10 protein-coding genes are annotated in these 12,464 nt (G+C 71.4%); 6 read left to right on the top strand and 4 right to left on the bottom strand.

Translation table 11 applies throughout. The annotated features are described in order from the left end of the window. Window positions 1-46: 46 nt before the first annotated feature. A complete protein-coding gene (locus tag GAS53_RS44110; RefSeq protein WP_151483414.1) occupies window positions 47-973 on the bottom strand; it encodes a proline dehydrogenase family protein in 927 nt (308 codons plus the stop codon). 162 nt (window positions 974-1,135) lie between these two features. Here GAS53_RS44110 and GAS53_RS44105 point away from each other — a divergent pair, with 162 nt between their 5' ends. Next, the gene (locus tag GAS53_RS44105) at window positions 1,136-2,557 is read left to right on the top strand and encodes a PucR family transcriptional regulator (protein ID WP_151483413.1); all 1,422 of its coding nucleotides are present in this window, start codon (window positions 1,136-1,138) and stop codon (window positions 2,555-2,557) included. Between the two features lie 385 nt (window positions 2,558-2,942). On the opposite strand, the gene GAS53_RS44100 is transcribed toward GAS53_RS44105, so the two are convergent. Then, window positions 2,943-4,019 (bottom strand): tetratricopeptide repeat protein, encoded by a 1,077-nt coding sequence (locus tag GAS53_RS44100; protein ID WP_151483412.1) that lies wholly within the window; start codon window positions 4,017-4,019, stop codon window positions 2,943-2,945. 243 nt (window positions 4,020-4,262) lie between these two features. Further along, on the bottom strand, window positions 4,263-4,853 hold the full coding sequence (locus tag GAS53_RS44095) for a hypothetical protein (RefSeq protein WP_151483411.1): 591 nt from the start codon (window positions 4,851-4,853) through the stop codon (window positions 4,263-4,265). Between the two features lie 265 nt (window positions 4,854-5,118). Here GAS53_RS44095 and GAS53_RS44090 point away from each other — a divergent pair, with 265 nt between their 5' ends. Genes GAS53_RS44090 through GAS53_RS44075 form a run of 4 tightly spaced genes read left to right on the top strand, consistent with a single transcriptional unit; the run spans window position 5,119 to window position 10,131 of the window. Beyond that, window positions 5,119-6,612, top strand: a complete 1,494-nt coding sequence (locus GAS53_RS44090; protein WP_151483410.1) for an ABC transporter substrate-binding protein — start codon at window positions 5,119-5,121, stop codon at window positions 6,610-6,612. Window positions 6,613-6,626: 14 nt separating this feature from the next. Continuing rightward, the gene (locus GAS53_RS44085) at window positions 6,627-8,405 is read left to right on the top strand and encodes an ABC transporter permease subunit (RefSeq protein WP_225859472.1); all 1,779 of its coding nucleotides are present in this window, start codon (window positions 6,627-6,629) and stop codon (window positions 8,403-8,405) included. Beyond that, window positions 8,402-9,445 (top strand): ABC transporter ATP-binding protein, encoded by a 1,044-nt coding sequence (locus tag GAS53_RS44080; protein ID WP_151483409.1) that lies wholly within the window; start codon window positions 8,402-8,404, stop codon window positions 9,443-9,445. The genes GAS53_RS44085 and GAS53_RS44080 overlap by 4 nt, the downstream gene beginning before the upstream one ends. Then, window positions 9,442-10,131, top strand: coding sequence for an ATP-binding cassette domain-containing protein (locus tag GAS53_RS44075; protein WP_151483408.1), 690 nt, complete (start codon window positions 9,442-9,444; stop codon window positions 10,129-10,131). Before GAS53_RS44080 ends, GAS53_RS44075 begins: the two co-directional genes overlap by 4 nt. Here GAS53_RS44075 and GAS53_RS44070 read toward each other — a convergent pair. Further along, window positions 10,109-10,753: a TetR/AcrR family transcriptional regulator gene (locus GAS53_RS44070; protein ID WP_151483407.1), complete on the bottom strand. Its 645-nt coding sequence runs from the start codon at window positions 10,751-10,753 to the stop codon at window positions 10,109-10,111. The two genes, GAS53_RS44075 and GAS53_RS44070, sit on opposite strands and share 23 nt — an antisense overlap. 123 nt (window positions 10,754-10,876) lie before the next feature. Between GAS53_RS44070 and GAS53_RS44065 the strand changes: the two genes are divergently transcribed. Continuing rightward, window positions 10,877-12,424, top strand: a complete 1,548-nt coding sequence (locus tag GAS53_RS44065; RefSeq protein WP_151483406.1) for an MFS transporter — start codon at window positions 10,877-10,879, stop codon at window positions 12,422-12,424. Window positions 12,425-12,464: the final 40 nt, after the last annotated feature.

The raw sequence follows: 12,464 nt of genomic DNA, 5'->3' as shown, positions 1-12,464 counted from the left end.
TCTTGGTCTCAGCTCTTGGGTCTCAGCTCTTGGTCAGCTCTTGATCTCAACTCTTGGTGAGGATCGAGCGGGCGAAGAAGAGGAGGTTCGCCGGCTTCTCCGCGAGGCGGCGCATGAAATAGCCGTACCAGTCGGTGCCGTACGCGGTGTAGACCCGCATGCGGTGGCCTTCGGCGGCGAGCCGCAGGTGCTCGTCGCTCCTGATCCCGTACAGCATCTGGAACTCGTACTCGTCGAGCTTGCGTCCGGCGCGCCGGGCCAGCTCCTGGGCGATGGAGATGAGGCGCGGGTCGTGGGACCCGATCATCGGGTACCCGGCGCCCTCCATCAGGATGCGCAGGATGCGGACGTACGCCTTGTCGGTCTCGGCCTTCTGCTGGTACGCGACCTCGGCGGGCTCCTTGTACGCGCCCTTCACGAGCCGTACGCGGCTGCCGCTCGCGGCGAGACGGCGGGCGTCGGCCTCGGTGCGGAAGAGGTAGGCCTGGATCACGCAGCCGGTCTGCGGGAAGTCCTTCCGCAGCTCCTCGTGGATGGCGAACATCGAGTCGAGGGTGGTGTGGTCCTCGGCGTCCAGCGTGACCGTGGTCCCGATGGCGGCGGCGGCCTCGACGACGGGCCGGACGTTGGCGAGGGCGAGCTCGTGGCCGCCGGGTAGCGCCTGCCCGAACATGGACAGTTTCACCGACATCTCGGCGCGCGCGCCGAGGTCCAGCTCTTTGAGGCGGTCGATGAGCTCCAGGTACGCGTCACGGGCGGCCATGGCCTGTTCGGGGGTGGTGATGTCCTCGCCGACGACGTCCATGGTGACCTCAAGGCCCTTGGCCGTGAGGTCCTGGATGATCGGCACTACGTCGTCGACGGACTCGCCGGGGATGAACCGGTCGACGACCTGCTTGGTCACCGGGGCCGCCGAGACCAGACGACGGATCCGGTCGCTGCGCGACGCGGCGAGAATCACGGGACCCAGCACGGGGCACCTCCACAAGGGCCAGCAGGAGGCCGAATCCCGACCAGTCGGGGACGGCACGGAGAACCACCGTGAAACTTAAGGATCCCTCCGATCGTCGGCCATCGACAGCTGTCACGCATCCGTGCCCTGGATCTCAGACAGATGTATGAAGGCCGCGCGTAAATGGGGCAGAATGCCCGGGTGACGTCGGACGCTGCGCCCTATAAAAACGTGGGTGACTACCAGGAGCTGGTGGACGAGATCTCGGAGCTCCTCGGGGCGCCCGCGACGCTGGAGAACCGCGATTTCGAGCTGATCGCCTTCGGCGCGTACGACAGCGAGGGCGAGCTGGACCCCTCCTCCTTGGACCCCGTACGCGCCCGGTCGATCCTCACGCGCCGCTCCACGGCCGCGGTCCGCACGTGGTTCGAGGGCTTCGGCATCGCCCGGGCCACGGGCCCGGTCCGCATCCCGCCCACCCCGGAGGCGGGCGTCTACCGGGGCCGGGTCTGCCTCCCGGTACGCCATCGGGGGGTCGTCCTCGGCTACGTATGGCTCCTGGCCGACGACCCGGGCCCCACCGACCGGCAACTCTCCGCGGCCATGGAGGTGACCCCCCGCATCGGCGCCCTCCTGGCGGACGAGGCCCAGGCGGGCGCGGACCTGACCCGGGAACTGCGCGCCGTCCTGACCGCCGACAGCGGCTGGCAACGCGACATGGCGGTGGCCGACCTCCGCACGGCGCTCGGCGCCCGCGCGGACGCCCTCCACACGATCATCTGCGTGGCCCCGTGGCCCTCGTCCAACCCCGACGACGCCCCGTCGGTCCGCACCATCCCGGCCGCCACCGCCCTCTGCACCCTCCCCTGGGGCCCCACCGACCAGGGCCTGGCCCTACTCGTCCGCCTCCGCTCACCGGAGGTCCTGACCCCGGCGACGACAGCGGCCGCGCGCCTGCTGGAGAGGGCCGAGGGAGTACGGGGAGCACAGGGAGTACGGGGAGCCGAGCTCGGGCAACCGGCCACCGGCGCCGCGGCATCCACGCGCCGCGAGGGGGCGGACAGCCCCCGGGGCCCGGGGCACGCGCAGCCGCCACACGAGTCCGGCGGTCCGGGAGGAGCCACGCAGACGGCAGACCAACCTCGGGCCGCCGGGCCCAGGCACGCGGCGGAGCCGCGCGGCCCTCGCTCCGGACCGCCCGCGGCCGGAATCGCCGTCCCCCGTACCGGTCTCGCCGACCTCGGCGCCGCCTGGCAGGAGGCGTCGGCCGCGGCGCGCGCCGCGCTGGCGGAACCCCGGCTGGGTCCCGTCGCCCGCTGGGCGTCCATCGGCGCGTTCCGCCTGCTGACGATGCTCCCCGCGGACGCCGCCCACGACCCGGCCGTACGCCCCCTCCTGGCCCCGGCCCACCACGAACTCGCCCGCACCACCGAGGTGTTCCTCGACTGCGCCGGCCAGGCCGGCCGCACGGCCGCCGAACTGGGCATCCACCGCCAGACCCTCTACTACCGCCTGTCCCGCGTCGAACAGCTCACCGGCCTGGACCTGGACGACGGCGAGGACCGACTACTCCTGCACATGGCGCTGAAGGCACGGCGTCTGTGATGCGTCCTGGATCCACGGTTTCGTGAGCAATTCCGCCTGATCATGAGCACCGTTCGAGCGTTTCCGGGTGATCATGAGCACCGTTCGAGCGTTTCCGGGTGATCATGAGCATCGGTGACGTTCAGTAGGGCGGGCGGTCTGGCGGCGCCGAGTTCGCCGCGTCAACGGCTGCGAGATCGCCCGCGCCGCGCATCGCCGCCGGCGTTTCCGGGGCGTCGGAACCGTGCGCGCGTTCCCGAGCCCGCGCCGCCCCTACCTCATCCGGCTTGCCGCGGTGTTCCGCGAACTCGCAGGCCGTTACGCACGGCAGTATCGGCCGCCTGCTCACTCATCGATCCCGGATACGGCCGTGTCTCGTGAGCCGACTCGACCAAAGGCGCGCGGCTCAATCCTCCTGTTGGCGCCCCTCCCGGCCTTTCGCCTCACTCGGATCGAGGCGGGTGCTGATACCGAGCGCTGCCTGGGTGCCGGTCATACGCACGCGGGCAGCCGAGGCCGGCGAGATGCTGCCGATCACCAGCAGTGCCAGACCGCCGAGAAGCCACCACGTCCCCCAGGACTTCCAGACGATCACCGCGCCCACGGCCAGGCAGGCGAGGGAATTCATGCAGGTCCCCCATCCCACGGCGGCGACCACGGACAGCGCCGCCACCAGAATCCACGGGCCCTCCAACAGGAAGGTGATGACCGCGCCGGCAGCGGCGAGGGACGGAACACAGCCCACGGTGTGGACCCGGGTCAAGGCCGTGCGTTCGTCCCTCCCCGGGATCCCGGGCTCCTCAGCCCCGTTCACCGGGAGAGACTCCAGCCACTCCCCGAGATCGGCGGCCTCCGCCTGCCGGCCGATGCCCCTGAGTACGCTGACGGCCTGTTCCGCGGCCTGCCGCGCGGCGGTGTACCGGCGTGCCTCGGCCAGCCGAAGGGCCAGGGTCTTCAATTCCCGGGCCTCGGCTTCCCGGTCGGCAAGCCCGCGCCAGATGTCGACGGCTTCCTGGTGGGCCTGGATCGCGCCTGCCAGATGCCCTTCCCCGGCGAGGACCTGGCCGAGGTGCGAGCGGGCCCGGCCCTCGCCCGACCGGTTGCCGGCAGCGCGGCAGACCTCGATGGCTCGCTGCTGCGCGGCGACTGCGGCCTGGGACCAGCCTGCTCTGATGTGGATGGCAGCGAGGTTGGACAGCGCGCTGCTCTCGCCGTCCACGTCGCCCAGCGACTGGAAAGTCGCGAGGGCCTCGCCATGGGCGGCGAGAGCCTCCTTGATCCGGCCGCACCATGCAGTGGTCACTGACAGGTTGTCCAACGCGGTTGCCAGGGCCTTCGGGAGACCGGCGGCCCGGCTGACGTCGACGGCTCGCTGATAAGCGACGATCGCCTCCTGAAGCCGTCCCTCCTCTACCAGGGCGAGACCGCGGTTGTTCAGCCCCGCGGCCTCAGCCCACGCGTCGCCGGCTGCCCCTGAAGTCATGTCGCGAGAGTAGGGCTACCAGGCCGGGACCGGTCCCCCGCGTCGAGCAGCACGTGGTCCGACGACGCCGAAGGTCGAAACATGCACTCAACCAGCCTCCCGGCCCGGCGGGCACGCGGAACGCCTCGGATTGAGGCATGTGGATTTCGGTGAATTTTGACTCTGGCTCAACTTGTGGGTGCACCAGACGTGACGGTGTAGTGGACCTCGCGTGGGTGGGTGCAGGTCGGATTCGTCGGCGATCTACGGCTCCAGCGCCTTGGTGTCCCACACCAGCCGGAATCGGGGGCACGCCTCGGTGCCACCGTCCCAGTCCGCGGCTACCACGACGGTGTCCAGGTCGCCGTCCGAGGAATAGTCGGTGGGAACAACGTATGCCTCCTGCCCCTGGAAGGTACCGGCGCCGGCCTCCCGCCCGTTGACGGTGATCCGCCACCGGATCGCACGGTCCACGCAGCCCGCCGGGACGTACGCGGTCAGCGCGCCCGACACGTCGTCGACGCGGCGGAGGTGGGGCACGGACAACCACCGCCGGACGCTCAGGGTGCTTTCGAGGCTGTCGCGCACCCGCCAGGTGAAGGTGTAGCGCTCGTTGTCGGTGAGACCGGCGCCCACGTGGCGGGAGCTGAACTCGGTGTCCGGGGCAGGGCCTCCTGTGTGGACGAGTTTGACGTTCGTCGTGGCCAGGACCTGGAAGATCGCTCCGGCACACACCACCAGGGCGACCAGCACGCCGCACAGGAGAACGACACACCCCCAGGCCGGCAGAAGCTCCGACTCCTCCGACTCCCCCGGCTTCGTCGGCTCCTTGTCGGCCCTCTCGTCCTCATCCATGTCACAAGCTTTGCCCGGACGCGCCGGGAACCCTCCCGTACCGCCGCCAGGACTCACAGGACGCAGCGGTGTTGGGCCTCGGGGCGGCCGCCCCTGGACCGACGAGACCTGTCGCCCACGCACATCACCGAGGACGCCGCTTCCGCCGTCCAGTACGTCCTCGCGTCCCGGGATGACGGAATCCGGACAGCATTACTGAAAACGATTGTCATCGTGCTACGGTGCGCCCACGCCTCCATGACCTTCCCTTTACCCGGAGTGTTCCGTGCGCCTCACCGCCCGCTTTCTCCCCTTCTCCGCGGTCACCGCAGCCTCCACCCTGCTGCTCACCGGCTGCTTTTCGGAATCCGCCTCGGACGACTCCGCGGGCGGGGACGGCAAGCGCGTGCGGATCGCGATGATGAACCCGCCGCGCTCCGGACTCTCGCCGCTGTCCGACGACGCGTTCAAGCTGTCGCGCTGGTCGACCGCCGAGACGCTGGTGACGCTCGACGCGGACGGCGACGCCGAACCGGCCCTGGCCACCAAGTGGCAGCAGGACGGCCTGACTTGGACCTTCGAGATACGGGACGGCGTCACCTTCCACGACGGTACGAAGCTCACCGCCGAGTCCGTCGTACGGTCGCTCACGACGGCCGCGACCGCCTCCCCCAAGCCACGCATCCTCGACGGCGTCGACCTGACCGTGAAGGCGGACGGCGAGACCGTCGCCGTCACCACCACGACCGAGGACCCGCTGGTCCCGCAGCGGCTGAGCTCGCCGCAGCTGTCGATCCTGGCGGCGAAGGCGTACAAGGGGAAGACCGTCAGCCCGGTCGGCGCCGGCACCGGACCCTTCGAGCTGACGAAGGTGAACGGCACGTCGTCCGCCTCCCTCGACCGCTACGACGACTACTGGGGCGGCAGGGCCAAGTCCCCCGGTATCGATGTGAAGTTCGTGCCGGACGGCACCGCCCGCGCGGCCACCCTGCGCAGCGGCGAGGCCGACGTCGTCGAGGCGGTGCCGGTGTCGCAGGCCGCGCTGCTCGACAAGGAGCTGGTCACCGAGGTGCCGATGCCGCGCACCAACACCCTCTACCTGAACACCGAGAGCGGTCCCTTCAAGGACGCCTCACTCCGGGCCGCGGCCCGCGAGGCCATCGACGCCGAGTCGATCGTCAAGGGTGTGTACGAGGGCCGCGCGGACGTCGCGGAAGGGCTGCTGGGCCCGGCCCTCCCCTGGGCCGCCGACCTGCGGACACCGGTCAAGCGCGGCAACGCCGGTGACCCGGCCGGGAAGACCATCACCATCGGTACGTTCACCGACCGCGCCGAGCTGCCCGAGGTGGCCCAGACGCTGCAACAGCAGCTCCAGAAGGCCGGGTTCAAGGTGAAGCTGGACGTCCGCGAGTACGCCAACATCGAATCCGACGCGCTGGCGGGCGAGTTCGACGCGTTCATCCTGTCCCGGGCGACCATCCTCGACTCCGGCGACCCGGCCGCGTACCTCTACAGCGACTTCGGCTCCAACGGCTCCTTCAACATCTCCCAGCTGACCGACAAGACCGTCGACGCCGCCCTGGAGAAGGCCGCCGAGACGAAGGCAGGCGACGCGCGCCGCAAGGCCGTCATCGAGGCGGAGGCCGCCGTGCTGGCCACCGACGCCGCGATCCCGATGCTGCACGAGCGCGTGATCCAGGGCGACGCGGCCGGTGTCGTGGACGTCGAGCACGACCCGCGCGAGCGCGCGCTGATCACTGCGGACACCTACGTCAAGTGACGCTCGTGGCACGCCTGTTGGCTCCTCTGTCGACCCCGGGCGGCCGGGCCGCTCTCACCCGGCTCGGCTGCCTCGTCGCGGTCCTCGCGACCGTCGGACTGCTCCCCTGGCTCTCCGGCCGCGACCCCGCGCTCACCGTCCTGCGCGCCCGCTCGGCCGAACAGGAGGGCACACCGGAGGCGCTGGCCGCGATCCGCGCCGACCTCGGCCTGGACGCGGGGCCCCTTTCCCTGCTGGGGAGTTGGGCCTCCGGTCTGCCGCGCGGCGACTTCGGCACGTCCTGGGTCTCGGGCACCGACGTCCTGCCGTCGGTCGTCTCCGGACTCCAGGTGTCGCTCGCCCTGATGGGCGCGGCGCTCGCGGTCGCCCTGCTCATCACGTGTCTGATCGTCGCTCCCGTTCTCGTACGGGGCCGCGGTTCGGCCGGCTCGTTCGCCGCGATGCTCGCCGCGCTCCCCGAATTCCTGCTGGCCACCGTCGTGTTGCTGGTGGGCGGGGTGTGGCTGGGCTGGCTGCCGACCTCCGGCTGGCTGGGTCCGCAGTACATGATCCTGCCCGCCGTCGCGCTCGGCGTACCCGCGGGCGGACTGCTCGGCCGCCTGGTCGCGGACGCGCTGCCCGCCGTACTCGAGGAGCGGTGGGTGGAGCTGTGGCGGGGCGCCGGGGTCAACAAAGCGCGCATCTCGGCCGCCGCCCTGCGTCGCGTACTGCCGCCGCTGGTACCGCAGTTCGGGATGGTCGCCGTCGGCCTCACCGGCGGCGCGGTCGCCGTGGAGGCGGTGTTCGCGATCCCGGGCATCGGGCGTACGGCTCTGGGGGCGGCCAAGTCGCAGGACCTGCCGCTGCTTCAGGGTGCCGTGCTGGCGCTGCTCGCGCTTGGCCTCGTCACGGGTGCGGCGGCGGCCGTCGTACGGCGCCGGCTGCTGGGCCCCGCCCTGCGCGACGCGGGGCTTTCCCTGCCGGCGTCCCGCCCGGTCCGCGCGCATCCGGCCGTTCCTGCGGTGCTCGGGCTCGTGCTCCTGACCTGCATCGGCTGGGGGCTGCTGCGCGACCCGTACACGGTGGACACGACCGCCCGCCTCCAAGCCCCCTCCTGGGCGTATCCCCTCGGCACGGACGGGCTCGGCCGTGACGTGCTGGCCCGGCTCGGGCACGGAGCCGCCTCGACGGTGGGCACGGCGGCCGCGGTGTGCCTGGCCAGTCTGCTGCTCGCGCTGGCCATCGGCTTCCTGCCGAGCCTGACCACCGGCGCCTCGGACATCGCGAACGCGCTGCCGCCGGTGATCGTCGGCATCCTGGTCGCGGCGGCCGCGGGGCCCGGCACGGGCGGTGCCGCACTGGCCGTGGCCCTGATCTCATGGCCTCCGCTGGCGGCGCACGCGGCGGCGCTGGTGCAGGAGGTCCGCGCGTCGACGTTCCTGCTGACCCAACGGGCCATCGGAGCAAGCCCGTTGTGGATCCTCACCCGCCATGTGCTCCCCTCGGTGGCAGCCCCGGTCACCCGCCACGCACTCCTCCGCCTCCCCGGCATCGCCCTGGCCCTCGCCTCCCTCGGCTTCCTCGGCCTCGGCGCGCAGCCGCCCGCACCGGAGTGGGGGCTGCTCCTGGACGAGTCGCGCGCATACGTGGAACGCGCCCCGTGGGCGGCCCTGGCCCCGGCGGTCGCGCTGGCGCTCCTTGCGGGGCTCGCGGTGTCGTCGGCGGCGTTCGCGGAGGGCGGCGCCAGGACCGGCCCGTCCCGCACCCGTCTCGCCCTCACCGCTCTCCGTCCACGCAAGGAGCCGGCCCGTTGAACCCCGAAGTCCTCCTCTCCGTCCAGGACTTGCATGTCTCCTTCGGCGCGGTCGAAGCCGTACGGGGCCTCTCCTTCGACGTACGCGAGGGTGAAGTCCTCGCCGTGGTGGGCGAGTCGGGCGCGGGCAAGTCCCTGACGGCCCGCGCACTGCTCGGCATGCCACCTCGCGAGGCGACGGTGACGGGCAGCGTACGGATGGGGTCGTACGAACTGGTGGGCGCCCGGCATTCCGTACGCGCCGCCCTCTGGGGCCGCCGTCTCGCCCTCGTCCCCCAGGACGCGCTCTCGGCGCTCTCCCCCGTGCATCCGGTCGCCGACCAGCTCGCCGCCGCCGTACGGTCCGTGGACCGCGTCTCCCGCAAGGCGGCGCGGGCCCGGGCGGTGGCCGCGCTGGAGGAGGTCGGCATCGCGGCGGACCAGGCGCGCGCCTACCCGCACGAGTTCTCCGGCGGCATGCGCCAACGGGCCGTCATCGCCATGGCGATGCTCCACTCCCCCGCCCTCGTGGTCGCCGACGAACCGACCACGGCCCAGGACCCGGAGACCCAGCGCCAGATCCTGGACCTCCTCGCTCACCGCAGCGAGGCCACGGGCACGACGCTCGTCCTGGTCACCCACGACCTCCCCACCGTCCGCGAACACGCCGACCGGGTGCTGGTCATGTACGCGGGCCGACTGGTGGAGGAGGGCCCGGTGGAGGAGGTGTTCGCGCGACCTCGGGCGCCGTACACGGCGGGCTTGCTGGCGTCGGCGCCCCGTAAGGGGCGCGGGGCTGTGACGTCCAGCGGCTCCGCCGCGGGGCGCGACCAGCCACAACGTACCCGCAGACAACGACTCCCCTCCATCCCCGGCACCCCACCCAACCCCAGCGACCTCCCACTGGGCTGCGCCTTCGCCCCCCGCTGCCCCCTCGCGGACGCGACCCGCTGCCGTACGGAGCGGCCCGAGCCGGAGACCCACGACGGCCGTACCGTCGCCTGTCACCGGTGGCGTGAACTCCCCGACCACCCCGCCGAGTTGTTCCTGGAGTCCGTGTGACCCCTCTTCTGGACGTCCGCGACCTCGTCGTCCGCCACGGCTCCCGCACCACCGTGGACCAGGTCTCCTTCGAGATCGCCCCCGGCGAGACCCTCGGCCTCATCGGCCCCTCGGGCTGCGGCAAGTCGTCCACAGCCATGGCCGTGCTGCAGTTGCGCCGCCCCGACAGCGGTGAAGTGTGGTTCGACGGGCGGGAGTTGACCTCCCTGGACGAGCGCCGGCTGCGGCCGCTCAGGCCGGCGATGCAGCCCGTGTTCCAGGACCCGTACGGATCACTCAGCCCCCGCCACCGCATCCGTGACGCGATCGCGGAACCCCTGCGCGTACAAGGAAGTTGGGACTCCGCAAGCGGTCCCGAACGCGTGGCGGAGCTGCTGGAGCAGGTCGGACTCGACCCGTCCCACGGCGACCGGCGTCCTCATGAGCTCTCCGGCGGACAGTGCCAACGCGCCGGAATCGCCCGCGCGTTGGCCTGCGGGCCGAAGCTCCTGGTGCTCGACGAACCGGTCTCCGCGCTCGACCCGTCCCTGCGCGCGGGGATCCTCAACCTCCTGGCCGAGCTCCAGGAGCGTCTCGGCCTGGGCTATCTGTTCATCTGCCACGACATGGCGCTCGTACGCCACTTCTGCGACCGCGTCGCGGAGATGCGCGACGGCAGGCTCGTCAGGACGGCTCCTCTGCCGTAGACCCCGCAGCCGCACCTGCAGCCGCGTCTGCCGTCGTCCCCGCTCCCGCCCCTGCCGCGATCACCCGCCGCAGACCTTCGGTGAGTTCGTCGGCACTGGTCGCGGTCTCGGGGTCGAAGGTCCACTGCGCGATGAGCCCGTTCATCAGGGTCAGATAGAACCTGCCCAGCGTGTCGACGTCCTCCTCCGGGACGTCCTCCTCCCGGCCGCCCATCAGCATCGGGATGATGCCGCGCGCCGCTTCGCGCTGCGCCGTGGCCAGGTGGTCGCGCACCCCCGGCAGCTTGTCGCCCATGACCGTGATCTCCATGCTGAGGTGCCACGGCGAGCCGGGCTTCCGCATGGTGCCGATGATGTTCGACCAGACCGCGTGGAACCGCTCCAGGGAGCCCGGCTCGGTGTCGCCCGTGGCCCGCTCGCCCGAGTCGAAATCGTCGGAGAGCCCTTCGACGATGGAGATGTACGCCTCCGCGAGCAGCGCGTCCTTCGACCCGTAGTGGTAGCCGATCGACGCCAGGTTCGTCCCCGACTCCTTGACGATGTCGCGCGCCGTCGTGCGCATGAAGCCCTTATCCAACAGGCAGCGCTTGGCGCCTTCGAGCAGATCCTCACGGTGTCCCATGCGGGTCAGCGTACCTCCGGGACAGACAAGCGTCCTAGACAAACGTGCCATACGAGCGTCCTACACATCTGTCCTACACATGCGTGCTAGACAAGCGTTTAAGACACCCGTACATTCCTCGGCATGACGAATCCGACGGGCACGACCACCGACCCCGCGCCCCGCGCCGGCCGCCGGGAATGGACCGCGCAGGGTGTCCTGATGCTCCCGCTGCTGCTGGTCTCGATGGACGTCTCGGTCCTCTACTTCGCGATCCCCCAGATCAGCGCGGACCTGGAGCCGAGCGGCACCCAGCAGCTGTGGATCTTCGACATGTACGCCTTCGTGCTCGCGGGGCTGCTGATGACGATGGGCTCGCTCGGCGACCACATCGGCCGCCGCAGGCTGCTCCTGATCGGCGCGGCCGCCTTCGGCGCGGCCTCGCTGGTCGCCGCGTACGCCAACAGCGCGGAGACGCTGATCGCGGCCCGCGCGGTGCTCGGCATCGGCGGCGCGACCCTGATGCCGTCCACGCTGGCGATCATCCGCACGATGTTCACGGACCCGGTCCAGCGCGCCAAGGCCATCGGTGTGTGGTCGGGCGTGACGACGGCCGGCGTCGCCCTCGGCTCGGTGATGAGCGGCGTCCTCGTCGAGCACTTCTGGTGGGGCTCGGTCTTCCTGGTGAACCTGCCCGCGATGGTGCTCCTGCTGATCGTCGGCCCGATCCTGCTGCCGGAGTCCAAGAACCCGGCCCCGGGCCGCTTCGACCTGCTGAGCGTGCCGCTGTCCCTGGCCGCCGTACTGCCGGTGATCTACGGCCTCAAGGAGATCCCGTCCGAGGGGTGGAACGTCCGCTACGTCGTCTCGGTGACCGTCGGTCTGCTCTTCGCCACGCTCTTCGTCCACCGCCAGCGCACGATCGAGTCTCCGATGATCCCGCCCTCGCTCTTCCGCGGCCGCGGCTTCGCGCCCGCCGTCTCGCTGAACCTGCTGTCCATGTTCGCGATGATGGGCTCGGCGTTCTTCACCACGCAGTACCTCCAGTCGGTGCTCGGCAAGAGCCCCATGGAGGCCGCGCTGTGGGGGCTGCTCCCCTCCGCCATGGTCGGCGTCGCCGCTCCGGTCGCCGCCCAGTTGGTGCAGCGGGGAGTGAACCGGGCGTACGTCGTCTCCGGGGGCTTCGTGATCGCCGCTTGCGGCTACGGAATGCTGACCGTCTCCGGTACGGACTCGATGTGGCTGGTGCTCGGCGCGGCCGGGGTCATCGCCTCCGGAATCGTCACCGTGATGTCCCAGATGATGGACCTGGCGCTGGGCACCGTCCCGGTCGAGAAGGCGGGCACCGCGTCCTCGGTCCTGGAGACCGGCGCGGAGTTCGGCGGCGCGCTGGGCATGGCGCTCCTCGGCTCCATCGGCGCCGCGGTGTACCGCCACGAGATGCCCGACGCCGCCCCGGACGCGGCCCACGAGACTCTCGGCGCGGCCCTTGCCCTGGCCCGGCAACTGCCGGGCCGGGCGGGCGAAGCCCTGGTGACCGCCGCCCGCGAGGCCTTCACCAGCGGAATGCAGGCGGCGGCGATCGCCGGGACGGTGCTGCTGCTGGGGGCGGCGGTCCTGGCGGCGGTGAGCCTGCGTGAGGTGCGGGTGCGTGAGGTGGAGGCCGAGGAGCCGGAGAAAGTCTGCGTCTGACGACACACAGAAGTGCCGGGCGGGCTGGAGACTCCAGCCC

Source organism: Streptomyces albicerus (assembly GCF_008905045.1).
Taxonomy (GTDB): domain Bacteria; phylum Actinomycetota; class Actinomycetes; order Streptomycetales; family Streptomycetaceae; genus Streptomyces; species Streptomyces albicerus.
This window is presented reverse-complemented; position numbering and strand designations above follow the sequence as displayed.

Bases quoted from the DNA above. Each gene is read 5' to 3' on its own strand.
- GAS53_RS44105 (WP_151483413.1), top strand. From the start codon at position 1,136: ATGGGGCAGAATGCCCGGGTGACGTCGGACGCTGCGCCCTATAAAAAC.
- GAS53_RS44100 (WP_151483412.1), bottom strand. From the start codon at position 4,019: ATGACTTCAGGGGCAGCCGGCGACGCGTGGGCTGAGGCCGCGGGGCTG.
- GAS53_RS44095 (WP_151483411.1), bottom strand. From the start codon at position 4,853: ATGGATGAGGACGAGAGGGCCGACAAGGAGCCGACGAAGCCGGGGGAG.
- GAS53_RS44065 (WP_151483406.1), top strand. From the start codon at position 10,877: ATGACGAATCCGACGGGCACGACCACCGACCCCGCGCCCCGCGCCGGC.
- GAS53_RS44070 (WP_151483407.1), bottom strand. From the start codon at position 10,753: ATGGGACACCGTGAGGATCTGCTCGAAGGCGCCAAGCGCTGCCTGTTG.